Genomic DNA, 26910 nt, shown 5'->3' with positions numbered 1-26910 from the left:
CCGCGAAGGCTGCCTTTTTCGTTGGCTTCAGGGGCGGATCAGTCGCTCAGGATTGAGACGTTGTCTGCCTGAAGACCCTTGTCAGCTTCAACCACGTTGAAACGAACCAGCTGGCCCTGACGCAGGACCCGGCGGCCGCGGCCACGGATGGCGCGGAAGTGCACGAACACTTCGTCACCGCTGTCACGGACGATAAAGCCGAACCCTTTCTTGACGTTGAACCACTTCACGGTGCCTTCTTCATCGCCTTCGGGGGTGGTGTCATCGAAATCGCCTTCGTCCTCGTCATCATTGCGCTGGGGACGGGAAGGGGCGCGGCGGGCATTGCTCTGTGCGGTCTGTTGCTTGGCAGAGAGTGCCACGGCCAGGAAGCCGGCGATGCCAAACAGGACCAGGGTAATGATGTAGGCAGCAATGCCCCGGTTGCTTCCGAGAGCCTCAATCACTTCGCCGGCAGCAATCAGGCGCAGCGGCTCGGGGGTGGCAGTCAGAATAAAAGCCAGGATCAATGGTGCGGGAATCGCGATCAGAACAGCGACAAGGATCGCTTTGGCTGGATTACGCATTGAAGGTAACTTCTCCATTTTTGTAACGCTAACGATAAAAAACCGGATATCAGGTAAACTCACGCATCCGGCCGGTGAAAACCGCCATATCCCGGAAATAAGGGGAGGCTGGCGGAGAAAAGCGGCATATTACCAGATAATCCCGAGCGCTGACCAAACCGATGACACAGAAAGACCTCGAAGCCCGACTCGACGAACTCGAAATGCGGATCGCCTTTCAGGATGAAGTGATCAACACCCTGAGTGAGCAGGTGGCCAAGCAGGAAATGGATATCCGGGAACTGTGGGAGGCAAAACGGTTGCTGCACAAGCAGCTGAAGGATGTGTCGCCTTCGAATATCAAGCCGGAAGATGAGGAGACGCCGCCTCCGCATTATTGAATGACGGGGTGGGGGCAGGCCGGGAAATGGGATCTAACTCGGGGGTCTGATGAAAAGCCTCCGGCTTTCCATCTGACCCCATTTTCAGATCAACCTCGGAGTTTGACGCTAACTTGGGGTCAGATGAACGAGTTCATCAGACCCCTGGGGTGCGGTCTAACTCCGGGGTCAGAAGAAAGCTTTCTTCTGACCTCTTTCACGCCAGCAACTCCACCAAAATCTGCTCATAAATCTCCGACAACGTATCCAGATCCTCCGCCTTCACACACTCATCCACCTTGTGAATGGTCGCGTTGATAGGGCCGAGTTCCACCACCTGGGCACCCGTGGGGGCGATGAAGCGACCGTCGGAGGTGCCACCTGAGGTGGAAAGTTCGGTCTCGCGGCCGGTGACGGTGCGAATCGCATCCTGGCTGGCGGATACCAGTGCGCCTTTATCGGTCAGGAAGGGGCGGCCGCTGAGGTGCCATTGCAGGTCGTACTTCAGCTTGTGGCGGTCCAGGATTGCAACTACGCGCTCTTCCAGGCTCTCTGCGGTGTTTTCGGTGCAGTAGCGGAAATTGAAGTGCACCAGGCATTCGCCGGGGATGATGTTGCTGCCGGTTCCCGCTTCGATCTTGGTGATCTGGAAGGTGGTGGGCGGGAAGAAGTCGTTGCCGTTGTCCCAGAACTCGTTGGCCAGGGCGTCCAGCGCCGGGGCAACTGTATGCACCGGGTTCTCCGCCAGGTGCGGATAGGCGACATGGCCCTGGATACCGTGCACGGTCAGGTAGCCATGCAGTGAGCCACGGCGGCCGTTCTTGATCACATCACCAACCTCATGGGTGCTGGACGGTTCGCCGATCAGACACCAGTCGATCTTCTCGTTGCGGGCTTCCAGGGTTTCGACCACCTTGACGGTGCCGTGCTGAGCTGGGCCTTCCTCATCGCTGGTGATCAGCAGGGCGATGGAACCGCGATGGTCCGGATGGGCCTTCACGAACCGCTCGCAGGCAGTGATGAACGCCGCCAGGCTGCCTTTCATGTCCGCCGCGCCGCGGCCATAGAGGTAGCCTTCCTTGATCACCGGATCGAACGGCGGATGCGCCCAGTTCTTCTCGGGGCCGGTCGGGACCACATCAGTGTGACCTGCGAAGGCCAGTACCGGGCCGTCGGAGCCCTTGCGAGCCCAGAGATTGTCGGTATCGCCGAAACGCAGGTTCTCGCCATCGAATCCCAGCGGCGTCAGCCGGGACATCATCAGCTCCTGGCAGCCGGCATCATCTGGAGTGACCGATTGCCGGCGAATCAGGTCCATGGCGAGTTCCAGGGTGGGCGATGTGCTCATTGCTTGACCTTGTCTGGTGTGGGTGGGGCAGGTTCAAAGTCGGGGTCAGATGAAAGCTTTCATCTGACCCCAATTTCAAATTCTAGCTCTAACTCCAGGGGTCTGAAGAACTCGTTCTTCTGACCCCGTCTTCAAAATCAACTTGGGGTCAGATGAACGAAGTTCATCAGACCCCTGTGCAGGGTCTGACCCCTGGGGTGAGTGCTGACTCCGGGGTCTGAAGAAGGCCTTCTTCTGACCCCATTTTCAACTTAACTTGGGGTCAGATGAACGAGTTCATCAGACCCCTGTGCAAGAAAGCCTTCTTCTGACCCCATTTTCAGCTTTAACTCGGGGTCAGATGAACAAAGTTCATCAGACCCCTGGGGTGGATCAGCCCCTTGCCTGGCGGCGATCTGCGCCGACTCAGTTATTCGCGTGCAGCTCTTCGTTCAGCTCGATCGCGGTCTTGTTGGTCTTGCACTCAACGGCGCCGGTCTGGCTGTTGCGGCGGAACAGTAGGTCCGGTTTGCCGGCGAGGTCGCGGGCTTTGACCACTTCCACCAGTTCGTTGTTGTCGTCCAGCAGGGCGACTTTGGTGCCGGAGGTGATGTACAGGCCGGCTTCCACGGTGCAGCGGTCGCCCAGGGGGATGCCAATGCCGGCGTTGGCGCCGAGCAGGCAGTTCTCGCCCACGGAGATGATGATGTTACCGCCGCCGGAGAGGGTGCCCATGGTGGAGCAGCCGCCGCCGAGGTCGGAGCCCTTGCCGATCATTACGCCTGCGGAGATCCGGCCCTCGATCATGGAGGTGCCTTCGGTGCCGGCATTGAAGTTGATGAAGCCTTCGTGCATCACGGTGGTGCCTTCGCCTACGTAGGCGCCGAGACGTACGCGGGCGGTGTCAGCGATACGGACGCCCTTGGGTACCACGTAGTCGGTCATCTGCGGGAACTTGTCCACGGACTTCACTTCCAGGGTGCGACCTTCAATGCGGGCCTGCAGCTGGCGGTCGGCCAGTTCGTTCAGGTCGATGGCGCCTTCGTTGGTCCACGCCAGGTTCGGCAGCAGGCCGAAGATGCCATCCAGCTTCACACCGTGGGGCTTGACCAGCCGGTGGGAGATCAGGTGCAACTTGAGGTACACCTCGGGGGTGCTGGAGGCGGTGTCGTCGCTAGCCAGGACGGTCACTACCACCGGGCGCTTGCTCTGGGCCGCTTTCTCGGCCAGGGATGCCTGGTCGGTCTGGCCCAGCTGGCGCAGGGCGTTGGCGAACTGGTGCAGCTGTTCAGCGGTGGCCGCGATGGCCTGGTTGCCGCCCTGGTAATCGAGCGCGCTTTCAACCACGTCGATCAGCGCCTTGTCGGGGGTCATGATCGGCTGCTGGTAGTAAACCTCCAGCCATTCGCCCTGGTTGTTCTGGGTGCCGATGCCGATACCGAATGCAAAACTCATCTGGTGGTTGCTCCTGTTTTTGAACTTTGAAAACTGAACATGGGGTCAGATGAAAGCGTTCATCAGACCCCTCTCTTTAAATCTCAACTCGGGGCGGACCTGAAAACGGGGTCAGAAGAAAGCTTTCTTCTGACCCCAACTTCGCGAAAGCTCCCAGGTTCGGTCCGAAGACGGGGTCAGATGAAGGCTTTCATCTGACCCCAACTTTACCTTCACCAAAAATTAGCCAATCCCTTTTTCAGCCCACTCGTCAGCCTTGAAGCCGACAAAAACCTCGCTGCCACGCTCCACCACCGGTCGCTTAATAATGGACGGGTTTTCGAGCATGATGTCGTGGGCGGATTGGGCGTTAATGTTATCACGAACCTCGTCCGGAAGTTTGCGCCAGGTGGTGCCGCGGCGGTTGAGCAGGGTTTCCCATCCGATGGCCTGTTCCCATTCGCTGAGTTTCTCGCTGCTCAGGCCTTCCTTTTTGAAGTCGTGGAACTCGTAGGAGATGCCCTGGTCGTCGAGCCATTTTCGGGCTTTTTTGACGGTGTCGCAGTTTTTGATGCCGTAGAGTTTCATGGTTTATCCGAAATTTTTTGAAAATGGGGGTCTGATGAACTTTGTTCATCTGACCCCAACTTAATGCTGAAAAAGGGGGCAGAAGAAAGCGTTCTTCAGACCCCGGGGGTATGTCTTAAAAAGGGGTCAGAAGAAGGCTTTCTTCAGACCCCAGGTTTGCCTCTGACCCCGGGTTCAGCCCCAGGGGTCTGATGAAGGCTTTCATCTGACCCCATCTTCACCTTGCCCCCAAGCTTCAATTGTTCGCCTTCACAAACTCCACAATCCGCCTCGCCGCCTCCACACACTCCTCCAGCGGCGCCACCAGCGCCATACGCACCCGATTCTCGCCGGGGTTGTGGCCATCGACGGTGCGGGAGAGGTAGCGGCCGGGCAGTACGTGGACGTTCTGCTGGGCGGACAGCTCCCGGGCGAAGGTTTCGTCGTCCATCGGGGTTTCCGGCCAGAGGTAGAAGCCGGCGTCGGGGAAGTCGACGTTCATCACTTCCCGCAGGATGGGCACGACGGCCTCGAACTTGGCCCGGTAAGCCGCGCGGTTTTCGCGCACGTGGTCTTCGTCGTTCCAGGCGGCGATGCTGGCCAGCTGGTTGTGGATGGGCATGGCGCAGCCGTGGTAGGTGCGGTATTTCAGGTAGCCCTTGAGCACGTCCGCATCACCGGCCACGAAGCCGGAGCGCAGGCCCGGCAGGTTGCTGCGCTTGGACAGGCTGTGGAACACGATGCAGCGTTTGAAATCATCCCGGCCCAGTGCCGCGCAGGTCTGCAGCAGGCCTTCGGGCGGGTTGCCCTCGTCCGGGTAGAGTTCCGAATAACATTCGTCGGAAGCGATCAGGAAATCGTGCCGGTCGGCCAGCTCGATCACCTTGGCCAGGGTCTGCCGTGGAATCACAGCGCCGCTGGGGTTGCCGGGGGAGCACAGGAACAGCAGCTGGCAGTCTTCCCAGACGCTTTCCGGCACCGCATCAAAATCCGGGATGAAGCCATTGCTGGCATCACAGGCCAGGTACACCGGATCCGCGCCGGCGAGGAAGGCCGCGCCTTCATAGATCTGGTAGAACGGGTTCGGGCTCACCACTTTGGCCGGCTTGCGGGTATCGATCACCGCCTGTACCAGCGCAAAGATCGCCTCACGGGTGCCGTTCACCGGCACTACGTTGGCCGCCGGGTCCAGCGAGCCTGCAGAAAGCTTGAAGCGCCGGGTGGCCCAGTCGGCGATGGCCTGTCTCAGTTCATCGGTGCCCTTGGTGGTGGGGTAGTTCGCCAGCTTGTCCAGGTTGTCGGCGATCACCTGCTTCACGAATTCCGGCGAAGGGTGCTTGGGCTCACCAATCCCCAGGGAAATCGGCGCCAGGTGCTCGGGCACGCTGATGCCGGCCTTCAGCTTGGCCAGTTTTTCAAAGGGGTAGGGGTGTAATCGGTCAAGATTCTGGTTCATTGAATATCGTCCAGCATTTTACAGAGGGCGTCCTGAAGGGCCTGGCATTTCGTGGGATCGCTCAGCGGGCCGCCGTGCTCGTCGGTAACAAAGAACACGTCCTCAACCCGCTCGCCCAGAGTGGCGATCTTGGCGTTGGTGAGGCGAACCCGGTGCTCCAGCAGCACCTGACCAATGCGGGCCAGCAGGCCCGGGCGGTCCGGGGTGATCACTTCCATTACCGTGCGCTGGTTGACCGTGTCATTGGAGAAAGTCACCTCGGTGGGGAAGGCGAAGTGCTTGAGCTGGCGCGGCGTGCGCCGATGGATGATGTCCGGATAGTCCTCTGGATCGTCCAGTTCCTCGATCAGGCGCTTGCGTACCCGCTCCTTGCGGGCTGGGTCCACGCCCAGGGGCTGGCCCTGTTCGTCCAGCACCACGTAGGAGCTGATCGAGAACGGCCCCTCACCGGAACTGATGCGGGCGTCCACGATGTTGAGGTTCAGTTGCTCCAGCACCGCCGTTGTGGCGGCGAACAGCGCGACCCGGTCTTTCATATAGATGATGATCTGGGAGTAGCCCTCGGAGGGCCCGCCCCGGGTGTCGCGGATCAGGATCAGCGGGCCCGGGTTATCGCCGTGGCGGATGATGGCCGCAGTCTGCCAGGCAATATCCACCGTGGAATCCTGGAGGAAATAATCTTCGTCCACCGTGTCCCAGACCCGGTCGATCTGCTCGTCTGACATGTTCTGGGCGTGCAGGATTTCCCGGGCTTCGGACTGGGTGGCCCGCACCCATTCCTGCCGGTCTACCGGGGTTTCGGTACCCCGGCGCAGGGCCCGTTTGGCCTCGATGTACAGCTGCCTCAGCAGGGAAGCCCGCCAGGTGTTCCACAGTTTCGGGTTGGTGGCGCTGATGTCGCACACCGTCATGATGTACAGGTAGTCCAGGTGTGCCTGGCTGGGCACGGCCTTGGCGAAGGCATGGATGATCTGCGGGTCGGAGATGTCCTTGCGCTGGGCCGTCATGGACATCAACAGGTGGTTCTCCACCAGCCAGGACACCAGCTGGGTGTCCCGCTCGCTCAGGTGATGCCGCTCGCAAAACGCCGCCGCATCCACCGCACCCAGTTCGGAATGGTCACCACCGCGGCCCTTGGCGATGTCATGGTAGAGGCCGGCGATATAGAGCGTCTCGAGCTTCGGCAGATGATGAATCAGGCGAGACGCCAGGGGGTATTCCGACTGGGTCTCGGCCCGGTTCAGGCGCACCATGTTGCGGATGACCCGCATGGTGTGGGCATCCACCGTGTAAATGTGGAACAGGTCGTGCTGCATCTGGCCGATGATCTGACCGAATTCCGGGAGATAGCGCCCCAGCACGTTGTACTTCTTCATGGCACCCAGGGTCTGGTCCAGATCATGGGGGGTGCGCAGCAGTTCCATGAACAGGGTGGTCACCGCCAGATCCGTGCGGAAGGCGTCGTCGATCAGGTGCCGGTGTGCCCGCAGGGAGCGGATGGTGGTCGCCCGGATGCCCTTGATCTCCGGGTGCTGGGCCATCAGCAGGAAAATTTCCATGATGGCGTAGGGCGCGTAGGCGAACACCTGGTTGTTCACCGCTTCTATATAGCGATTTCGGATCTGGAAGCGCTTGTTCAGGGGCTGGATGTCGTCCTCGTCACCGGCGCCGAGGATGGCCTCGTCATAGTACTGGAGGATCACGTCGGTGAGCTCGGCCAGGGCCAGCACAGTGCGGTAGTAGGACTGCATCATCAGCTCGACGCCCAGACGCTTCCCCTCGTCCCGGTAACCGAGCATCTCGGCCAGGGCGCGCTGGTGATCGAACAACAGGCGGTTCTCGTTCCGGTCCGCCAGTAGCTGCAGGCCATAGCGAAGCTGCCAGAGCAGAGTCTCGCCCTGGTACAGGATCTGATGCTCCTCTTCGGTCAGGATACTGAAGCGGGTCAGGTCGGCAATGTTCTGCAGGCCGAAATGGCGCTTCGTGATCCAGCCGATGGTCTGGATGTCCCGCAGGGCGCCGGGTGAGCCCTTGAGGTTGGGCTCCAGGTTGTACTCGGTATCGCCGTACTTCTTGTGGCGTTCCTGCTGCTCCGCGCGCTTGGCAATGAAATAGTCGCGATCGGTGCTGACATCATCCGAGTAGACCTGTTCACTCAGATACTGCCTAAGGCTGTCCGGGCCGGCGATGGTCCGGGTTTCCAGCAGGTTGGTGAGGATGGTGACATCCTCCCGGGCGGCGGCCATGCTCTCTTCAATGCTGCGGACGCTGTGGCCAATATCCAGCTTCAGGTCCCAGAGCAGGGTCACGAAGGCGCCGAGGTCGTCCTGCCATTCTTCCCGGATACCGTCGCGAGTCAGGATCAGCAGGTCGATGTCGGAATGGGGGTGCAGCTCGCCGCGCCCATAGCCGCCAACGGCAATGAGCGCGATATCCTCGGAGCTGGCAAAGGGGTAACGGTTCCAGATCAGTCTGAGAACCGTGTCGATCGTATCCGCCCTGGAATGGACGAGGGCCCGGACATCCGCGCCCTGGCGAAACGCCTTGGCATCAGCGGTATACCTTTCCTTTAACAGTTCCCTTGCCGCGGAAACTGGGGAGGGGTCATTGCTGATGCGGTGTTCCAGGTCGTTTCGGTCCACTTAGAAGGACTCTTCCGATCGTTTGGTCAGAATCTCGTGGCCATCGGCGGTCACAAGAATGGTGTGTTCCCACTGGGCGGACAGCTTGTGGTCCTTGGTGACCACGGTCCAGCCATCCGGCAGCAGCTTGGTCTGGTACTTGCCCTGGTTGATCATTGGCTCGATGGTGAACGTCATGCCTTCCTGCAGCTCCAGGCCGGTGCCCGGCTTGCCGTAATGCATCACCTGGGGCTCTTCGTGGAACACCTTGCCGATACCATGGCCGCAGTAATCCCGGACCACCGAATAGTGATGCTTTTCGGCGTGCTTCTGGATCACGTTGCCGATATCGCCGAGTCGGGTTCCGGGCTTCACCAGCTCAATGCCTTTATATAGGCACTCCTGGGTGATCCGGATCAGACGCTCGGTGCCGGGCTTGGGCTTGCCCACGATCCACATCTTGCTGGTGTCGCCATGGTATTCGTCCTTGATCACGGTGACATCGATGTTGAGGATGTCGCCGTCCTTCAGAATTTTCTTTTCGGACGGGATGCCGTGACAGATCACATGGTTGACCGACGTGCAGATGGACTTCGGAAACCCCTTATAATTGAGAGGTGCGGGAATGGCCTTCTGAACGTTCACGATATAGTCGTGGCAAATGCGATCGAGTTCTTCGGTGGAAACGCCGGGCTTGATATGCTCGTCGATCATTTCCAGAACTTCGGCCGCCAAGCGGCCGGCTACGCGCATTTTCTCGATTTCTTCCGGGGTCTTTATCGATACCTGCATCGGGCTTCCTGTTGATTTGAACCAAACCAGCATTTTAAGGGCGCGGGAAGCTGCGTACAAGGAAGCTTCTTGCCAAAATTAATGGCGTTGTCAGGCCGATTTATGGTATAAACGCGCCCGCCGGAAACGAATCCGGCAAATTCACACACGTGTCGGCACGTTGTCCCAGGGTGCCTTCTTCTGTTTATACAGGAGCTGGTTGGGTCAATCGGACGCGTGGAGGCCTAACCCGAAGCTAAAAGGTAAATATCATGGCTCAGGTAAATATGCGTGACCTGCTCAAGGCAGGTGCTCACTTCGGTCACCAGACCCGTTACTGGAACCCGAAAATGTCCAAGTACATCTTCGGTGCCCGCAACAAGATTCATATCATCAACCTCGAGCAGACTGTTCCTGCCATGGAAGAAGCGCTGAAGGTTGTTCAGCAGCTGGCAGAGAACAAGAACAAGATCCTGTTCGTCGGTACCAAGCGTTCCGCCGCCAAGATCATCAAGGAAGAAGCTCAGCGTGCCGGTCAGCCGTACGTAAACCACCGCTGGTTGGGTGGTATGCTGACCAACTACAAGACCATCCGTCAGTCCATCCGTCGCTACCGTGACCTGGAAACCCAGAGTCAGGACGGTACTTTCGACAAGCTGACCAAGAAAGAAGCCCTGGACCGCACCCGTGAAATGGACCGCCTGGAGCGTTCTATCGGTGGTATCAAGGACATGGGCGGCCTGCCGGACGCCATGTTCGTGATCGACGTGGACCACGAGCGTATCGCCATCAAGGAAGCCAACAAGCTGGGCATCCCCGTTATCGGTGTGGTTGATACCAACAGTGATCCGGACGGCGTTGATTACGTGATCCCGGGTAACGATGACGCCATCCGCGCCATCCAGATCTACGTGCAAGCTGTTGCTGACACCTGCCTCGAAGCAGCCCAGTCTGCCGGCGCAGGCGCTGACGAGTTCGTAGAAGTCAGCGAAGACGCGGAAGGCGCCGCTCCGGCCGCCGAGTGACGCGTAAGTTTCACGTTTGAGATGTAAGGTATGCCCGCCTGTTTATCCGGGCATACCTCCCCACCGAATTCGGACTATTTAAGAGGATTGAACATGGCTGCAATTACCGCTGCAATGGTCAAAGAGCTGCGCGAGCGCACCGGTCTTGGCATGATGGAGTGCAAAAAGGCACTGGTTGAGGCTGATGGCAGTGTTGAAGCTGCGATCGAAGAGCTGCGCAAGTCTTCCGGTTTGAAGGCCGCCAAGAAAGCCGGCCGTACCGCCGCCGAAGGCGTTTCCCTGATCAAGATCTCCGACGACAACACCGTTGCCTTCATCCTGGAAGTGAACTCCGAGACCGACTTCGTTGCTCGTGATGACAACTTCATGGCGTTTGCCAACGACGTTCTGGACGTTGCCTTCGAAAAAGGCGAGACCGACGTTGCCAAGCTGATGGAAGGCGATCTGGAAGCCAAGCGTGAGGCGCTGGTTCAGAAGATCGGCGAGAACATCACTGTTCGTCGCATCGTGAAGGTAGAAGGCCCGGTTGTTGGTGGCTACGTTCACAGCAACAACAAGATCGCTTCCGTTGTCGCTCTGACTGCCGGTGATCCGGAAGTTGCCCGTGACATCGCCATGCACGCTGCCGCTGTTAACCCGCGTGTAGGCAAGCCGGAAGACATGCCGGAAGAAGAGCTGGAAAAAGAGAAGGAAATCATCAAGGCCCAGCCGGATATGGAAGGCAAGCCTGCTGAAATCGTCGAGAAGATGATGGGCGGCCGAATCAAGAAGTTCCTCAAGGAAAACAGCCTGGTTGAGCAGCCGTTCGTCAAGAACCCGGACCAGACTGTTGGCGAGCTGATCAAGTCTGCCGGCGGCGAGCTGGTTGGCTTTGTTCGCCTGGAAGTAGGTGAGGGCATTGAGAAGGAAGAAGTCGACTTTGCTGCCGAGGTTGCTGCTGCAGCCGGTACTGGCAAGGCCTGATCCTTCCTGACGGTGCCGGGGCTGGTCTCCGGCACCAACCTGAGTCTGCCACGTTAGCTGGGGAAACCCGGCTCTCGTGGCGGGCTTGTATCTGAGATACCCCTTTTTTGTGAGGAGTATGTCAGATACAAGCCTGAAAACCGTTTATGCGGATAGCCATCAGACGAAAAGGGGATCACCATGCCGACATCTTCGAAAAACCAGCCCAGATACAAGCGTGTTCTGCTCAAGCTCAGTGGCGAAGCCCTGATGGGCGACCACGATTTCGGTATTGATCCCAAAGTTCTTGATCGCATGGCCCTGGAAATCGGCGCCCTCATCGGCATCGGTGTCCAGGTTGGCCTGGTGATCGGCGGTGGTAACCTGTTCCGTGGCGCAGCCCTGAACGCGGCCGGCCTGGACCGGGTCACCGGTGACCACATGGGCATGCTGGCCACCGTGATGAACGGCCTGGCCATGCGGGACGCCCTGGAGCGTTCCAATATCCGCACCCGCGTCATGTCGGCCATCCCCATGAGTGGTATCGTGGAGCATTATGATCGCCGCCGTGCGGTGCGTGATCTGAAAGAAGGCGACGTGGTGATCTTCAGCGCCGGTACCGGCAACCCGTTCTTCACCACCGATTCGGCCGCCTGCCTGCGCGGGATCGAGATTGAGGCGGATGCGGTCCTGAAGGCAACCAAGGTAGACGGTGTTTACTCGGCGGACCCCAACCTGGATCCGACCGCCGTTAAATACGACCACCTCACCTATGATGAGGTGTTGGACAAGAAGCTGGGCGTGATGGACCTGACGGCTATCGTCCTGGCGCGGGATCACGGTATCCCGCTGCGGGTGTTCAACATGAACCGCCCGGGTGTGCTGACACGCATCGTGACCGGCGAAAAAGAAGGTACACTGATCGAATAACACGGTAAGCCGGCCCGCCAGAAAGGGTCGGCTCACGGAATGACCTGACGAATTGAGGATGCTTAAGTGATTAACGACATCAAAGCAGAAGCCGAGAAGAAAATGAACAAGAGCCTCGAGGCTCTGCACTCGGCGTTCAACAAGATCCGGACTGGCCGCGCCCACCCGGCAATCCTGGACAGCGTGATGGTTAACTACTATGGCCAGGAAACGCCGCTCAAGCAGGTGGCCAGCGTCAATGTGGAAGACAACCGCACCCTGACGGTCTCTCCCTGGGAGAAGAACCTGGTGCCGACCATCGAGAAGGCCATCATGACTTCCGATCTGGGCCTGAACCCGGCCACCAGCGGTGACGTGATCCGCGTGCCCATGCCGATGCTCACCGAGGAAACCCGTCGGGAGATGGTCAAGCAGGCCAAGGCTGATGCCGAGCACGGGCGGGTCTCCATCCGTAATGCCCGTCGCGACGCCAACAGCATGATCAAGGAACTGCTGAAGGAAAAGGAAATCACCGAGGACGATGAGCGCCGTGCCGAGGACGAGATCCAGAAGCTGACGGACAAGTACATCGCCGAAATCGAGAAGATGCTCAAGAGCAAAGAAGAGGACCTGATGGCGGTCTGATCCGTCGCGGTTCTCAAAAGTAGCACAGACGGTCCGGAGAGGTGTTCCGGGCCGCGCAGGGGATTTCATGACGGGAAATGTAACCGCGGAAATTCCGGTGTCGGCGGACAGCCGGCCCCGGCATGTGGCCATTATCATGGACGGTAACAACCGGTGGGCGAAAGCCCATCGGCTGACGGGAGTGGCGGGCCACAAGGCCGGCGTGAATGCAGTCAAGGCCGTGGTTGAGACCTGTGCCCGCGAGGGCGTTGAGGTACTCACGCTGTTCGCGTTCTCCAGCGAGAACTGGCGCCGGCCAAAAGACGAGGTCTCCGCCCTGATGCGGTTGTTCCTGATCGCCCTGGAGCGGGAGGTCCGGAAGCTGCACCGGAACAATATCCGGCTGCGCATCATCGGCGATCGCTCTGCCTTCAGCCCGGTGCTCCGGGAGCACATGGACAAGGCCGAGGAGCTGACCCGCAACAACACGCAGATGACCCTGGTCATTGCTGCCAACTACGGCGGGCACTGGGACATCACCCAGGCGACCCGGAAGGTGGCCGAGAAGGTTCGTGCCGGTGAACTGGCGCCGTCAGACATCACCGATGACATGATCCAGCAGCATCTGAGCATCGGTGACCTGCCGATGCCTGACCTGATGATCCGCACGGCCGGCGAGCAGCGGATCAGCAATTTCCTGCTCTGGCACCTTGCCTACACCGAATTCTATTTCTCCCCGGTATTCTGGCCCGACTTCAAACACGAAGAGATGGGTAAGGCACTCGAGGCCTATGCCGGACGGCAGCGCCGATTTGGTCAGACCGACGACCAGATCGCGGCCAAGGCCGCACAACAATAATGATGCATAAGCGATTCCGACCGTGCTCAAGACCCGAATTATTACAGCCCTGATCCTGGCTCCCATCGCCATTGGCGGTATCTTCTTTCTTCCTCCCCTGGGATTTGCACTCTTCACCGGCGCCGTGATTACCATTGGCGCCTGGGAATGGGCCAATATGTCCGGCATTGAAGGGCAGGGCGGCCGCGTGGCCTACGCCGCGGTAACAGCGGCTATTCTCTACGGCCTGCTGAACGTACCAGCTGTACTGGTGCTGTGGCTGGCCCTTGCCTGGTGGGTCATCTGTTTCCTGCTGGTTCGCAGCTACCCACAGGGCTCCGACCGCTGGGGCAGTCTCCCCATGCGTGCGCTGATGGGGCTGTTTGTTCTGGTACCGGCCTGGGTGGGCCTGAATCACCTGCGCACCGGCAGTTTCCAGTTCGGGGACGTGGCCAATAATCTCTGGGTTATCCTGTACGTGTTCTGTGTGGTCTGGGTGGCGGATATCGGTGCCTACTTTGCCGGCCGAGCATTCGGCAAGGCCAAGCTGGCACCCCGCGTCAGTCCGGGTAAGTCCTGGGCGGGTGTCTGGGGTGGTTTGACTGCGGTCGGTGTCTTCGCCGTGATTGTCAGTAGCCTGGCCTCAGCCAGCCTTACGGAAACCCTGTTACTGGTCGCGGCCAGCCTGTTCACCGGCCTGGTGTCCGTGCTTGGCGACCTGCTCGAAAGCATGCTCAAGCGCTTCCGTGGCATCAAGGACAGCAGCCAGCTGCTGCCTGGTCACGGAGGTATCATGGACCGGATCGATAGTCTGACCGCCGCCATTCCCGTCTTCGCACTGATCATCACCCAGCTTGGCTGGCTGACTACCGGGCACTGGTAACCATGTCACAGCGTACCGTCACCCTTCTCGGAGCCACCGGTTCCATCGGACTGAGCACCCTGGATGTCATCCGGCGCCACCCGGAGCGATTTTCCGTGTATGCGCTGACAGCCAGCACCCGGGCCGAGGAGCTGGCGGTTCTGTGCCGGGAGTTCCGACCGGCGGTGGCGGTCATGGCCAGCACCGAGGCGGCGGAAACGCTGAACGAATTGCTTGCCGATCTGCCGGATATCCGTGTCCTGGCGGGCGAAGAGGGTCTGTGTGAAGTAGCCGCCGCACCCGAAGCGGACACCGTGATGGCAGCCATTGTTGGCGCTGCCGGCCTTCCGCCGACACTTGCGGCAGTCCGTGCCGGCAAGCGTGTGCTGCTGGCCAACAAGGAAGCCCTGGTGATGTCCGGCAAGCTGTTTATGGACGCCGTGGCCGAATCCGGCGCGGAACTGTTGCCCATCGATTCCGAACACAATGCGATTTTCCAGTGCATGCCGGCGGACAAGGTCCGTGACCCCCGCGGCGCCGGTATCACACGGATCCTGCTGACCGCATCCGGTGGCCCGTTCCGCACCCATACCGTCGAGCAGCTGCGCTGTGTCTCCCCGGAGGAGGCCTGTGCCCACCCCAATTGGTCCATGGGCCAGAAGATCTCGGTGGATTCGGCCACCCTGATGAACAAGGGCCTGGAGTTGATCGAGGCCTGCTGGCTGTTCAACACCACGCCGGCAAACATCGAGGTGCATGTGCATCCGGAGAGCATCATCCATTCCATGGTGGAGTACGCAGACGGCTCGGTGCTGGCCCAGCTTGGCAGCCCGGACATGCGCACCCCCATCGCCAACGGTCTGGCCTGGCCCGAGCGGATCGACGCCGGTGTCGCGCCTCTGGATCTGTTCGCCATTGGCCGCTTTCACTTCGAACGGCCGGATCTGGTGCGCTTCCCCTGCCTGCGGCTGGCCGCGGAAGCCTTCGTGGCTGGTGGAACGGCTCCGGCCGCGCTGAATGCCGCCAACGAGATCGCCGTGGCGGCATTTCTGGAAGGAACACTGTGTTTTGCCGATATCCCCGTTATTATAGAGCGGACACTGGCGGCCACCGAAGTGGTGCCGGCAGACAGCTTTGAGACCATCTTCGCCAAGGACGCCGAAGCCCGTCGGCACGCCAGGGAACAGATCGGCCTGCTGACTGTCTGAAATCGTCGGCGGTTTTGCTGCCTGGCTTGAGTCACTAACCGGGAATGCTATGCAGATCATTGAGACCATTCTGGCCCTGGCACTGACCCTGGGCATCCTTGTCACCCTGCATGAATACGGCCACTTCTGGGTTGCCAGGCGCTGTGGGGTGAAGGTTCTGCGCTTCTCCGTGGGCTTCGGCAAGCCCATGTTTTCCTGGTATGACCGCCACGGCACCGAGTTTGCCGTCGCCGCCATTCCCTTGGGCGGTTACGTCAAGATGCTCGATCAGCGCGAGGGCCCGGTTCCCGAGGAGCTGAAGGACCAGGAGTTCATGGCCAAGTCCCCGGCGAAGCGGATCGCCATTGCCTCCGCCGGCCCCATTGCCAACTTCCTCTTTGCGGTTTTTGCCTACTGGGTGATCAGTGTAATGGGTGTGACCGCCGTTGCGCCCATTGTCGGAGACGTGGCCCAGGGTAGCATCGCCGAACGGGCGGGTCTGCAGGAAGGTATGGAAATCCACGCGGTGGACGGCCACCGGGTAACGTCCTGGCGCGATATCAATATGCGCCTGCTTGAACGGACCGGTGAGCAGGGTACCGTAAGCCTTGAGGTTTCAGAGGACGGTGCCCGGGGTACCGTGAGCGGCGAGCTGGGCGGCTGGAAACTCAGCGACGACGCCCCGGACCCCCTGGGTGAATTCGGTATAACGCCCTGGCGACCGGAGATTCCCGCGGTGCTGGGCGAGATTGCCGAGGGTGGCCGGGGAGACCTTGCGGGTCTTCAGGCCGGAGATAAGGTCCTGAGCGTCAATGGTGAGCCGGTATCCGACTGGCAGACGCTCGTGGAGCGCATACGAAACGCACCCGAGCAAACCCTGGACATTACTGTGCTGCGTGATGGTGCCGAGAGGACCTTCGAGGTCACACCGGGCGAGCGCACGCTGGAGACCGGGGAAGTGATCGGTTTTGTCGGCGTGGGGGTGCAGCAAGTATCCTGGCCCGACGAAGTGCTCCGGGATATCAGCTATGGTCCCCTGGCGGCGATTCCCCAGGCCATTGGCGAAACCTGGGCCGATACCCGGCTGACCCTGGTCGCCATCAAGAAGATGGTGACCGGACTGCTGTCGCCCACCAATCTCAGTGGCCCTATCACAATTGCCCGGGTGGCCGAGGCGAGTGTGAGCTCCGGTTTCGAGGATTTTGTCCGGTTCCTGGCCTATCTGAGCGTCAGTCTCGGCGTACTGAATCTCTTGCCGATTCCGGTTCTGGACGGTGGCCATATCGTGTATTACACCATCGAGGCAATCCGTCGGAAGCCCGTGTCGGAGCATGCCCAGGCCATCGGATTACGGATTGGTATGGCATTGATCCTCACTTTAATGGTGTTTGCTCTTTACAACGACCTGATGCGGTTGTGAGAATTGCGGGCTCCTTACGCGCATTAACCAGGCGAAATATTTGAATGAGACGTTCTCTTCTAGGTGTAGCCGTTGGCCTCGCTGTGGCCTCTATGGGCATGAAGCCAGCGCTGGCGGATGAATTTACGGTAGCGGATATCGAAGTCGAAGGCCTCCAGCGGGTCTCCGCGGGTACCGTTTTTGCCGCCTTTCCGGTGAATATTGGCGAGCAGGTGGATGAGGCGGAACTCGCCAGTGCCATCAAGTCCCTGTTCGGTACCGGACTGTTCACCGACATCGAGGCCAGCCGTGATGCCGGAGTCCTGATTATCACCGTGCGTGAGCGCCCGTCCATCAGCTCCATCGAGATCGAGGGCAACAAGAACATCGAAACCGACATGCTGATGGACGCCCTGGCCGGTGCCGGCCTGCAGGAAGGTCAGGTATTCCGCCGCGCCACCCTCGAACGCCTGGAACTCGAGATTCTGCGCTCCTACATTGCCCAGGGCCGCTACAACGCCCGGGTGAAAGCGACCGCCGAAGAACTTCCCCGGAACCGGGTCGCCATCAGCCTCGACATCAATGAAGGCACCGTCGCAGCCATCCACCACATCAACATTGTGGGCAACAACGATTTCAGCGAAGAAGAGCTGCTGGGCCTGTTTGAGCTGGAAACCACCAGCTGGTGGAACTCCATCACCAACTCGGACAAGTACGCCCGTGAACGCCTCAGTGGCGATCTGGAAAGCCTGCGCTCCTTCTATCTGGACCGTGGCTACCTCGACTTCACCGTCGAATCCAGCCAGGTGTCCATCTCCCCGGACAAGCAGAAAGTCTTTATCGCCATCGCCATCAATGAAGGCCCCCAGTACACCATCTCCGAGATCAACCTGAGGGGCGATCTGATCGTCGGCGAAGAAGAGCTACGCAAACTGATCCCGGTAAAAGAGGGCGATGTATTCTCCCGGGCCCGCATGACGGCCATTTCCGAGGCGCTGTCCTTCCGGCTGGGCCGGGAGGGCTACGCCTTCGCCAATGTGAATGCCGTGCCTGAACCGGCCGAGAACAATACCGCCTCTGTGACTTTCTATGTGGAGCCCGGCAAGCGCGCCTACGTACGCCGCATCAACTTTGACGGCAACGTCTCCACCCGGGACGACGTGCTGCGCCAGGAAATGACCCAGATGGAAGGGGGCGTTGCCTCCTCCGACCGGATCGAGTTCTCCAAGACCAAACTCGAGCGCCTTGGCTTCTTCAGCACGGTGAACGTCGAGACGGTTCCGGTACCGGGTACCGATGACCTGGTGGACGTGAACTACTCCGTGGAAGAGCAGCCCACCGGTAGCCTGTCCGCGTCCATCGGTTTCTCCCAGGATTCCGGTGTCATCCTCGGCGCCAACGTGTCCGAGAACAACTTCTTCGGTTCGGGCAAGCGGGTCTCCTTCGGTGTCAACGTCAGTGATTCGGTCAAGAGTGCCAATATCTCCTACCTGGACCCGTATTACACCGTGGATGGTGTGAGCCGTGGCTTCAGCGTGTTTGCCCGGGAGACCGACTATGAGGAAGAGGACATCTCCTCCTACCTGCTGGACGAGTACGGCGGCCGGGTCACCTTCGGCTATCCCACCGACCAGATTACCCGCCTGAACTTCGGCCTGGGCTACACCCGTTCCAACATCAAGGAAGGGCTGTTCACCTCCCAGGAAGTCCGGGACTTCATCATCGAGGAAGGGGATTCCTTCGATAACTTCTTCCTGTTCGGCAGCTGGCGCCGGAGCACGCTGAACCGGGGTGTACTGCCCACCGATGGTTACAGCCACTCGCTCTCCATCGATGTGGCGGTACCGGGCAGTGACCTGACCTTCTACAAGGCCACCCACAAGACCGACTTCTACTTCCCGATCGACGACGACAACCGCTGGGTATTCCGCGCCCGTTCCGAGATCGGGTATGGTGACGGGTACGGCGATCGCACCCAGATGCCGTTCTACGAGCATTTCTACTCCGGCGGCTACGGCTCGGTCCGGGGTTACGAGGCCAACTCCCTCGGCCTGCGGGCAACCAACAGCGAGTTCGACCTGTCCGAGCCGGATCCGTTTGGCGGCAACCTGCTTACCGAGGGTGGGCTGGAGCTGATCACGCCGACCCCGTTCGCGGGCGACAGCCGTTCCATGCGCACCTCGGTGTTCCTGGATGCCGGCCAGGTCTTTGATACCGAACGTGGCTTTGATCCGGAACTGAGCGAAGTGCGCCTGGCAGCCGGTGTCGGTTTCCAGTGGATCACGGCGGTCGGCCCGCTGGCCTTCAGTCTTGCCCAGCCGCTGAATGACAAGGAGGGGGACGACACCCAGGTGTTCCAGTTCTCCCTCGGCCAGACCTTCTGATGGCCACGTATAACAACAGTAAAGGATGAAACACAGGAGAAATACCATGTCCCGTATGATTACCCTGCTTGCAGCAGCCCTGATGGCCGTCAGCCTGCCGGCATTTGCCGAGACCCGCATTGGCGTGGTCGACCTTCGCCAGGCGCTGTTTTCCTCTGACGAAGCCAAGGCCTTCAGCGAAACCCTGCAGAAGGACTTCGCCGGTGAGGAAGCCCGTGTCAGGGAAGCCCAGGAAGCTGCTCGCAAGCTTCAGGAGCGCCTGCAAAAAGACGGCGCCATGATGAATGAGACCGAGCGCAACGAGCTCTCCGGCCAGTTCCAGCAGAAGGTGCAGGAATTCAACATGCTCAAGCAGCGCCTGGATAACACCGTGGCCCAGCGCAAACAGCAGTTTCTCGAGAGCGCCCGTCCGGAAGTAGACGCAGCGGTCAAGGAACTGCTGGAAGAGAACGATCTGGACCTGATCCTGCCGAGCGAAGCGGTGGTCTACGTGAAGCCGGAAATGAACCTCACGTCCCAGCTGCTGGAAAAGCTGAACCGTTAACCGATTGGGGCACCTCGGCCCCGGATGATGCTCTGGAGTATGTCATGACAGAAAAGTCCTACCGGCTTGGTGATATCGCCAAGGCATTGGGGGCAGAGCTGAAGGGAGACCCCGAGGTGCAGATCACCGGGCTGGCGACCCTCTCGGCCGCGGGCCCCGGCCAGATCAGTTTTCTCGCCAACCCGGCCTATGGCAAATACCTGGCGGACACCCGAGCCTCCGCGGTGATCCTCTCACCGGCGGCCGCCCAGGATTCTCCCACCAATGTCCTGCTACTGGACAACCCCTATCTGGGCTATGCTCGCCTCAGTCACTGGTTTGATCCCGCGCCGGTACCGGCACCCGGGGTGCATGCCAGCGCCGTTGTGGATGCTTCTGCCCGGATTGCCGAAAGCGCCAGCATTGGCCCCAACGCTGTCATCTCGGCGGACGCCGAGATTGCCGAGAACGTGGTGATTGGTGCCGGCAGTGTTATCGGTGCCCGCTGCCGGATCGGACGTGACACCGTGATCCGACCCCGGGCAACCCTGGCCCACGACGTGGTGGTCGGGCAGCGTTGCCATATCCTCAGTGGTGCCGTGATCGGCTCTGATGGCTTCGGTTTTGCCAATGAAAAAGGCGTCTGGCACCGCATTGCCCAGCTTGGTCGTGTCGTACTCGGAGACGACGTGGAAGTGGGCGCCAACACCACCATCGACCGCGGTGCCCTGGATGACACCGTCATCGGCGATGGCGTGAAACTCGATAACCTCATTCAGATCGCCCATAACGTCCATATAGGTGAGCACAGTGCCATGGCGGCCATGGTTGGTATTGCCGGCAGCACCCGGATCGGCCGTCATTGTGTTTTCGGTGGTGCCTCCGGCGTGGCGGGCCATCTCGAAATCGCCGACCAGGTGCACCTCACCGGTATGACACTGGTCACCGGCGACATCCGCGAACCGGGGGTCTATTCCTCGGGCACCAGCGCGGATACCAACCGGCAATGGCGTAAGAACGCCGTGCGCTTCCGCCAGCTCGATGTGCTTGCACGGCGGGTCAAAGAACTGGAAAAGAAATTAGAGGGCTGAGGCCGACCAACATGATGCAAATCAACGAAATTCTTGAATACCTGCCACATCGGTACCCGTTCTTGCTGGTGGACCGGGTGACCGAGATTGAGAAGGGAACATCAATCAAGGGGTACAAGAACATTTCCTTCAATGAGCCTTTCTTTCAGGGCCATTTCCCCGACAACCCGATCATGCCCGGCGTGCTCATCATCGAAGCTATGGCACAATTGGCAGGCATTCTCGGTTTTGTGACCGTGGGCCGGAAACCCGCTGACGGCGTGGTACAATATCTCGCCGGGTCCAGCAAGGCCCGGTTCAAGCGCCCTGTGCTGCCGGGAGACCGCCTCGATATGGAAGCGGAATTTCTCTCCGGGAAGCGCGGCATCTACAAATTCGAATGCCGAGCGCTGGTCGACGGGGAAGTCGTCTGCACGGCAGAAATCTTGACCGCTGAGAGAGAAGTTTGATGGCGACAAATGACTGGTCGGGTGTCCATCCTCAAGCGATTGTAGACCCATCAGCCAAGCTGGCGGACAACGTGACCGTTGGCCCGTGGAGTTACATCGGCCCTGGCGTGGAAATCGGTGAAGGCACCGAAATCCTTTCCCACGTGGTGATCAAGGGGCCGACCATAATCGGCCGCAATAACCGGATTTTCCAGTTCTCCAGTGTTGGTGAAGAGTGCCAGGACAAGAAATACGCCGGCGAGCCCACCACCCTGGTGATCGGGGATAACAACGTCATCCGCGAGAACTGTACCATCCACCGGGGCACCGTTCAGGACCGCGGCGAGACCCGCATCGGCAACGGCAACCTGTTGATGGCTTACGTGCATGTGGCTCACGACTGCATCGTGGGGGACAACACCATCCTGGCCAACTGCGCGACCCTGGCCGGCCACGTGTCGGTGGGTGATTTCGCCATTCTGGGCGGCGGCACCATGGTGCACCAGTTCTGCAACATCGGCCCCCACAGCATGGCCGCCGGTGGCAGCATCGTGCTCAAGGATATTCCCGCTTACGTGATGGCCAGTGGCCAGTCTGCCGAGCCCCACGGCCTGAACGTGGAAGGCCTCAAGCGTCGTGGCTTCAGCAAAGACGCGTTGCTGGCACTCCGCCGTGCCTACAAGACGATCTACCGCCAGGGCCTGACCACCGAGCAGGCACTTGAGGAGCTGGAGAAGAACTACAGCGACGTGCCGGAAGCTCGCCCGCTCATTGAATCCCTGCGCGGAGCACACCGCGGCATCATTCGCTGACCAGCCGGAGCCTTCCGGTGACGGAATCCACCACACCTTCCATCGTTAGCGAGCGCAAGCTCACCATCGCCATGATCGCTGGCGAGGCATCGGGGGACATCCTCGGTGCCGGCCTGATCCGTTCCCTGAAGCGCCGCTATCCGAAAGCCCGGTTTGTGGGCATCGGCGGGGAAGAGATGATTGCCGAGGGCTTTCATTCCCTGGTGCCCATGGAACGGCTCTCGGTCATGGGCCTGGTGGAAGTGCTGGGCCGGATCCGGGAGCTGTTCAGCATCCGCGCCCGCCTGATGGACTACTTCTTCACCAACCGCCCGGATGTGGTCATCGGCATCGATTCCCCGGACTTTACCCTGGCCATCGAACGGCGCTGCCGCGAGGCGGGCATTCCGTCGGTGCATTACGTCAGCCCCTCGGTCTGGGCCTGGCGCCAGAAACGCATCTTCAAGATCGCCAAATCCGTCGATCTCATGCTCACCCTGTTCCCGTTCGAGGCCCGCTTCTACGAAGAACACAACGTGCCCGTGGCCTTTGTGGGTCATCCACTGGCCGACAGGATTCCCCTGGAGCCGAATACCGGCAAAGCCCGCGAACAGCTCGGGCTGGACCAGAACGCCCCGTTACTGGCGGTACTGCCGGGCAGCCGGGCAGGGGAGGTCGAACGCCTGGGCAACCTGTTCCTGGAGGCCGCCCGCTGGCTGCAGGAGCGCCGCCCGGATATCCAGCTGGTGATTCCCTGCGTGAATCGGGATCGTGAGAAACAGGTTCAGGCGCTGGTGGAATCCCTTGAGGTGAAACTGCCGGTTACCATCGTACGTGGCCAATCCCGGGAAGTGATGGCGGCTTCCGATGTGGTCCTGCTGGCCTCCGGCACCGCCACCCTCGAAGCCATGTTGCTCAAGAAACCCATGGTGGTCGGTTACCGCCTGAGCAACATGAGCTACGCGCTTCTCTCCCGCTTGGTAAAGGTGCCCCATGTGGCCCTGCCCAATCTCCTGGCAAAGGAGGCGCTGGTGCCCGAGCTGCTCCAGGACGACGCCACCGCCGAATCCCTGGGCGCGGCGGTACTTGAGCGCATGGAGAACCTGGAAGAGCGGCAGCGACTGCAGAAGGCATTCACCGAGCTACACCTGACCCTGCGCCAGAACGCCGACGAAAAGGCCGCTGAGGCCGTCTCCGGGCTGCTGGAGGAGAGAGCCTGATGGCAAAGGTAGAGTTACCTCCATTCGAATGTCGTTACCAGGGTAGGTTGCTGGCCGGTGTCGATGAAGTCGGCCGCGGCCCCCTGATCGGTGCGGTCGTCACAGCCGCCGTCATCCTCGATCCGGACAAACCCATCGCCGGCCTGGCGGATTCGAAAAAACTCACCGAAAAAAAACGCCTCGCCCTTTACGACGAAATCATCGATAAAGCCGCCGCCTGGAGCCTCGGCCGCTGCGAGGCAACCGAGATCGACCGGCTCAACATCTACCAGGCCACCATGCTCGCCATGGAACGCGCCGTCGCCGGTCTCGCAATCCCGCCGGAATACGTGCTGGTGGACGGCAACCGCTGCCCCAAATGGCACTGGCCGTCAGAGCCCGTCATCAAGGGCGACAGCCGAGTCGCCGAAATCAGCGCCGCCTCCATCCTCGCTAAAGTCACCCGTGACCGGGAGATGGAAGCGTTCGAAGAGCGTTACCCGGGTTACGAACTGGCCAAACACAAGGGCTATCCGACGCCTGTTCATCTCGAGGCTCTGAGGTGTTTGGGCGCAACTCCCGAACACCGTCGTTCCTTCCGCCCGGTACAGGAAGTGATCGATACGGTGGGCTTCTACAAAACCCCAAGCGAAGCGCCCGCCGAGGAACTTATCTTTCCCACGGATTTGTTCGAAAATTAACAATTGACAGGCTGGCTCCCGGTCCTTAATATACGCGCCACGTTGATCGGGGCCAGCCCCGAAAGACCACCAGTTTTGATGCGGGGTGGAGCAGTCTGGTAGCTCGTCGGGCTCATAACCCGAAGGTCGTTGGTTCGAATCCAGCCCCCGCTACCACTATTGAAACAAAGCCCGCAAATGCGGGCTTTGTTGCTTTTAAGCGGGGGCTTTTGAGTCAGCGTTCTTTTATTGGCGCTACGCGCAGAATGGCCGCTGCCGCAGGCGCTCAATCGCGCCTGCTCCCCGCTACCATATAGGAGAAAGGCAGATCAGTAAGTTGCTGGTCTGCCTTTTTTCGTTTCTACATCTCAATTTTGACGTCCAAGCTGTGCGGCAAGGGCCCTCATGCACTCTGAGTATTGGGCAAGCCTCTAACAATATGAGTCAGAAGTCTTTCGTTGAACGTCAGCCCCATCAGTTTATTTAGCCTCGGTTTCCTTCAATAGGATGAAATGCTCAATCAGCCGGATCATCAGGGTCTTTTGCCCCGGCAGGCTTTCAGCCACCAGAAGGGCCAAGGCCACCAAGGTGTTGTCGTTGATGAGTTGTTCTACTGGTCGTGCCAACAATGCTCGGTTACGGCGCAGGTACCACAAGAACAGAAACGAGCCACAGCGCTTATTGCCGTCGGCCAGTGGGTGATTTTTGATGACGAAGTAAAGCAGATGGGCGGCTCGGGCAGCGATATTGGGATAGAAAAGCTCATCTCCGAAACCCTGCTCGATGGTAGCCAGTGCAGAGGCGAGGCCATCCCCACGTATCTGCCCGAACAATTCCGTTGCCTCGCCCTTAGTGATTAAGGTTTGTTTCAGCTCGCCAATGGCCTCAAGTGCTTCATTCAGCATCAGCGGCTGCATGTCTGGCTGCTTTATGCCGACTTCCGCCAACTGCTGTTCATCATAGCCCTGCAGGAGGCTCCAAGAGCGGGCATAGTCGCTGATCACTCGCGCAACGGCTGCACCTTCGTTGGAAACAAGGCCTTGATTGGTGAGTGTGCGGCTTAATAGGTTTACCGCTTGTTCAAACTCAATGCCACGCTCAGTCAACCGGCGCCGATTGAGTGTATATCCCCGGACCAAGTGATCCTTGAGAACTTTGGTAGCCCATTGACGGAACTGCACGCCGCGTTGGGACTTCACTCGGTAGCCAACAGATATGATGACATCCAGATTATAGTAATCGACTTGGTAGGTTTTCCCGTCGGCGGCAGTTGTTGCATTTTTTGCAACAACTGAAATTCGATCGAGCTCGCCTTCCTTGAACACATTGCGGATATGGCGAGAAATTACTGACTTGTCACGATCGAACAGATTAGCCATTTGGTCCAAGTTGAGCCAGGCAGTTTCCTGATACAGCGCCACTTCCAGCCGCGCTTCGCCATCGCTTGAGGTGAAAATCCGTACTTGCTGTTCATTCATGACTTCTCCTTGTCTTTTCGTCCAAGCGAAACAGTATAGCGGGTGCCCTTTTGGACACCAGACGGACGAATGCTATTCACTTGCCTTCTAGTCCTTTCTATAGCTTCCACACCACAAATTGCATCACCGCTCCAACACCGGTGTCGCGGCCGATCTGATCCTCGGTGTAACCTTCCAGAATCAGATAGCCCCCGGGCTTTAGCGCCTGCCTTGCCATTGTTAAAGAATGCTGCCAGACGTGGGGCGGTGTATGGGCAAAGATCATCACCACCGCCGAGAAAGCATCGGACTCCGGGGTATAAGCCGCCAGATCCGCATGGACTGTTTGAATGCTTACACCGCGCCGCCAAGCACAAGGCTTTTCCTGCCGTATTTGATTTCGCCAAGCGTCTGAATAAGTATGTAACCTACCAAACGTAAGGGTTATTTGCTTATTATGTCCAACACCGCCATCCGCTACCTCACCATGCTCCGAATGGTGCCCCGTTATCCGAGGACCATCACTACCACGGAACTGGCCCAACGGCTGGAGGAATACGGATACCCGGTAACCATGCGCTCCATCCAGCGGGACCTGGAGAAACTCAGTGTCGATTTTCCCCTGATGGTGGATGAGTCCGCCCGGCCATTCAGGTGGTCCTTTGAGCGGGATGCCACCATCGACATCATCCCGGCACTGGACCTGCCGGCGGCACTCACCTTTGAACTGGCTCAGGCCTATTTGAAGCCGATGTTGCCACCCAGAGCACTGGCCCACCTAAAGCCCCATTTTGACGAAGCCCACCGAACCCTGCTGCGTGAACGTAATCCATTGGGCAAATGGCCGGATCGCATTCGAGTCATCAACCGCGGCCTCGGTGGCAAACGTCCGGCAATCGACGCCGACGTCCTCGAAACCGTCACGGAAGCCCTCCTGCGGGAATACCAGTGCACTCTCACCTACCAGGCCCGTAACTGGCCAGCGCCAGAGGACATCCGCGTACACCCCTTCGGCCTGATCTTCCGAGACCCGAATGTGTACCTCATCGGTACCATCGATGGCCGGGAAGGTATCCGCCAACTGGTGCTTCACCGGGCAACGGCCGGTGAACTGGTGGATGAGCCGCTTGAGCGACCCGAAGATTTCGATTTGGACCTGTACATCTCCTCCGGTGCCATGGGCATCCTGCACTCCCGCAAACCGGTATTCCTGCGCCTGCGCTGCGACAAGCCGGTACTCAATCACCTCATTGAATCGCCACTGGGTTTTGACCAGGTGACGACAGACATTGATGAGAACACCTTCGAAATCACTGTGACCGTCGGCGATACGCAGGACTTACGCTGGTGGCTGACGGCACAAGCGGTGCATTGCGATATTCTGGAGCCGGAGTGGTTGAGGGAGGAGATTGAGGGCACGCTCAGGAGTGGGTTGGAGCGTGCGCGCAGGGCGACTGAAAAATAAACCAA

General features: G+C 59.6%; 25 protein-coding genes and 1 tRNA gene. 18 read left to right on the top strand and 8 right to left on the bottom strand.

The annotated features are described in order from the left end of the window. Positions 1–38: 38 nt before the first annotated feature. A complete protein-coding gene (locus tag BM254_RS17965; protein ID WP_092004340.1) occupies positions 39–566 on the bottom strand; it encodes a cold-shock protein in 528 nt (175 codons plus the stop codon). Between the two features lie 161 nt (positions 567–727). Between BM254_RS17965 and BM254_RS12965 the strand changes: the two genes are divergently transcribed. Continuing rightward, the gene (locus BM254_RS12965) at positions 728–946 is read left to right on the top strand and encodes a SlyX family protein (RefSeq protein ID WP_092004337.1); all 219 of its coding nucleotides are present in this window, start codon (positions 728–730) and stop codon (positions 944–946) included. A gap of 196 nt (positions 947–1142) precedes the next feature. Here the strand turns inward: BM254_RS12965 and dapE are convergent, their stop codons facing one another. The 6 genes from dapE to map all read right to left on the bottom strand — a co-directional run bounded on the left by dapE (position 1143) and on the right by map (position 9122). Then, a complete protein-coding gene (gene dapE, locus BM254_RS12960) occupies positions 1143–2273 on the bottom strand; it encodes a succinyl-diaminopimelate desuccinylase (protein WP_092004334.1) in 1131 nt (376 codons plus the stop codon). Between the two features lie 405 nt (positions 2274–2678). Continuing rightward, positions 2679–3707, bottom strand: a complete 1029-nt coding sequence (gene dapD, locus BM254_RS12955; protein ID WP_092004331.1) for a 2,3,4,5-tetrahydropyridine-2,6-dicarboxylate N-succinyltransferase — start codon at positions 3705–3707, stop codon at positions 2679–2681. Positions 3708–3929: 222 nt separating this feature from the next. Next, positions 3930–4274: an ArsC family reductase gene (locus BM254_RS12950; protein ID WP_092004328.1), complete on the bottom strand. Its 345-nt coding sequence runs from the start codon at positions 4272–4274 to the stop codon at positions 3930–3932. Positions 4275–4509: 235 nt separating this feature from the next. Beyond that, positions 4510–5709 (bottom strand): succinyldiaminopimelate transaminase, encoded by a 1200-nt coding sequence (dapC, locus tag BM254_RS12945; protein ID WP_092004323.1) that lies wholly within the window; start codon positions 5707–5709, stop codon positions 4510–4512. Beyond that, positions 5706–8351 (bottom strand): [protein-PII] uridylyltransferase, encoded by a 2646-nt coding sequence (locus BM254_RS12940; protein WP_092004319.1) that lies wholly within the window; start codon positions 8349–8351, stop codon positions 5706–5708. The genes dapC and BM254_RS12940 overlap by 4 nt, the downstream gene beginning before the upstream one ends. Further along, a complete protein-coding gene (map, locus tag BM254_RS12935; RefSeq protein ID WP_092004316.1) occupies positions 8352–9122 on the bottom strand; it encodes a type I methionyl aminopeptidase in 771 nt (256 codons plus the stop codon). A gap of 251 nt (positions 9123–9373) precedes the next feature. On the opposite strand from map, the gene rpsB reads away from it, so the two are divergent. The 16 genes from rpsB (at position 9374) to BM254_RS12855 (ending at position 24160) form a co-directional block, all read left to right on the top strand. After that, on the top strand, positions 9374–10126 hold the full coding sequence (gene rpsB / locus BM254_RS12930) for a 30S ribosomal protein S2 (RefSeq protein ID WP_092004312.1): 753 nt from the start codon (positions 9374–9376) through the stop codon (positions 10124–10126). Between the two features lie 93 nt (positions 10127–10219). Continuing rightward, positions 10220–11089 (top strand): translation elongation factor Ts, encoded by an 870-nt coding sequence (gene tsf, locus BM254_RS12925; protein ID WP_092004309.1) that lies wholly within the window; start codon positions 10220–10222, stop codon positions 11087–11089. Between the two features lie 180 nt (positions 11090–11269). Beyond that, positions 11270–11998 carry a UMP kinase gene (pyrH, locus tag BM254_RS12920; protein ID WP_092004306.1) on the top strand — a complete coding sequence of 243 codons (729 nt, stop codon included), beginning with the start codon at positions 11270–11272 and terminating at the stop codon, positions 11996–11998. 66 nt (positions 11999–12064) lie between these two features. Next, positions 12065–12622 carry a ribosome recycling factor gene (gene frr, locus BM254_RS12915; protein ID WP_092004303.1) on the top strand — a complete coding sequence of 186 codons (558 nt, stop codon included), beginning with the start codon at positions 12065–12067 and terminating at the stop codon, positions 12620–12622. A 67-nt stretch (positions 12623–12689) separates the two neighbouring features. After that, entirely contained in the window at positions 12690–13460 is a 771-nt protein-coding gene (gene uppS, locus BM254_RS12910; protein ID WP_092004298.1) for a polyprenyl diphosphate synthase, read from the top strand. Positions 13461–13482: 22 nt separating this feature from the next. Next, positions 13483–14322, top strand: coding sequence for a phosphatidate cytidylyltransferase (locus BM254_RS12905; protein ID WP_092004295.1), 840 nt, complete (start codon positions 13483–13485; stop codon positions 14320–14322). A gap of 2 nt (positions 14323–14324) precedes the next feature. Beyond that, complete coding sequence (ispC, locus tag BM254_RS12900; RefSeq protein WP_092004291.1) at positions 14325–15509, top strand: 1-deoxy-D-xylulose-5-phosphate reductoisomerase; 1185 nt, start codon at positions 14325–14327, stop codon at positions 15507–15509. A 49-nt stretch (positions 15510–15558) separates the two neighbouring features. Continuing rightward, positions 15559–16908, top strand: coding sequence for an RIP metalloprotease RseP (gene rseP / locus BM254_RS12895; RefSeq protein WP_092004288.1), 1350 nt, complete (start codon positions 15559–15561; stop codon positions 16906–16908). A gap of 44 nt (positions 16909–16952) precedes the next feature. Continuing rightward, positions 16953–19271: an outer membrane protein assembly factor BamA gene (gene bamA / locus BM254_RS12890; protein ID WP_092004286.1), complete on the top strand. Its 2319-nt coding sequence runs from the start codon at positions 16953–16955 to the stop codon at positions 19269–19271. Positions 19272–19317: 46 nt separating this feature from the next. Next, positions 19318–19815 (top strand): OmpH/Skp family outer membrane protein, encoded by a 498-nt coding sequence (locus BM254_RS12885; protein ID WP_092004284.1) that lies wholly within the window; start codon positions 19318–19320, stop codon positions 19813–19815. 44 nt (positions 19816–19859) lie between these two features. After that, positions 19860–20885 carry a UDP-3-O-(3-hydroxymyristoyl)glucosamine N-acyltransferase gene (gene lpxD, locus BM254_RS12880; protein ID WP_092004280.1) on the top strand — a complete coding sequence of 342 codons (1026 nt, stop codon included), beginning with the start codon at positions 19860–19862 and terminating at the stop codon, positions 20883–20885. Between the two features lie 11 nt (positions 20886–20896). After that, positions 20897–21334 (top strand): 3-hydroxyacyl-ACP dehydratase FabZ, encoded by a 438-nt coding sequence (gene fabZ / locus BM254_RS12875; protein WP_092004277.1) that lies wholly within the window; start codon positions 20897–20899, stop codon positions 21332–21334. Next, positions 21334–22125, top strand: coding sequence for an acyl-ACP--UDP-N-acetylglucosamine O-acyltransferase (gene lpxA, locus BM254_RS12870; RefSeq protein ID WP_092004274.1), 792 nt, complete (start codon positions 21334–21336; stop codon positions 22123–22125). Before fabZ ends, lpxA begins: the two co-directional genes overlap by 1 nt. 17 nt (positions 22126–22142) lie before the next feature. Next, positions 22143–23324: a lipid-A-disaccharide synthase gene (gene lpxB, locus BM254_RS12865; RefSeq protein WP_092004270.1), complete on the top strand. Its 1182-nt coding sequence runs from the start codon at positions 22143–22145 to the stop codon at positions 23322–23324. Next, positions 23324–24004, top strand: coding sequence for a ribonuclease HII (rnhB, locus tag BM254_RS12860; protein ID WP_092004267.1), 681 nt, complete (start codon positions 23324–23326; stop codon positions 24002–24004). Before lpxB ends, rnhB begins: the two co-directional genes overlap by 1 nt. Positions 24005–24083: 79 nt before the next feature. Then, positions 24084–24160 (top strand) — tRNA-Met (locus tag BM254_RS12855). Positions 24161–24462: 302 nt separating this feature from the next. Here BM254_RS12855 and BM254_RS12850 read toward each other — a convergent pair. Continuing rightward, on the bottom strand, positions 24463–25461 hold the full coding sequence (locus BM254_RS12850; protein ID WP_092004264.1) for a virulence RhuM family protein/type II toxin-antitoxin system death-on-curing family toxin: 999 nt from the start codon (positions 25459–25461) through the stop codon (positions 24463–24465). Between the two features lie 436 nt (positions 25462–25897). On the opposite strand from BM254_RS12850, the gene BM254_RS12845 reads away from it, so the two are divergent. Next, positions 25898–26905: a helix-turn-helix transcriptional regulator gene (locus BM254_RS12845; RefSeq protein ID WP_092004262.1), complete on the top strand. Its 1008-nt coding sequence runs from the start codon at positions 25898–25900 to the stop codon at positions 26903–26905. Positions 26906–26910: the final 5 nt, after the last annotated feature.

This window comes from Marinobacter pelagius (assembly GCF_900114925.1).
Taxonomy (GTDB): domain Bacteria; phylum Pseudomonadota; class Gammaproteobacteria; order Pseudomonadales; family Oleiphilaceae; genus Marinobacter; species Marinobacter pelagius.
This window is presented reverse-complemented; position numbering and strand designations above follow the sequence as displayed.